The sequence below is a fragment of the Salifodinibacter halophilus genome, assembly GCA_012999515.1.
Lineage (GTDB): Bacteria > Pseudomonadota > Gammaproteobacteria > Nevskiales > Salinisphaeraceae > Salifodinibacter > Salifodinibacter halophilus.
Map to the genome: position 1 here is coordinate 1 of JABEEB010000722.1, position 237 is coordinate 237.

The following is a 237-nucleotide window of genomic DNA, read 5'->3' on the forward strand; positions in this document are numbered from 1 at the left end:
TCACCGGCTCGCTGCACGAAGTCGAAGCCGCCGGCCATCGCCTGCTGCTGGATTGCGGAATGATCCAGGGCGGCCCCGAGGCCGAGCGCCGCAACCTCGACCCATTCGGCTTCGACGCCGCCGCGCTCGACGCGCTGGTGGGCAGCCGCGCCCAGATCGACCACATCGGCCGCAGGCCGAGGCGGCTCAAGCGCGGCTGACGCGGCGAGATACACGCCCAGGAAGACACCGCCGGCC

1 protein-coding gene is annotated in these 237 nt (G+C 72.6%); it reads left to right on the forward strand.

Going from position 1 to position 237, the window contains the following annotated elements:
- Nucleotides 1-200: MBL fold metallo-hydrolase (locus tag HKX41_13455; GenBank protein ID NNC25141.1), on the forward strand; the 200-nt coding region annotated here is incomplete at its 5' end.
- Nucleotides 201-237 lie beyond the last annotated feature (37 nt).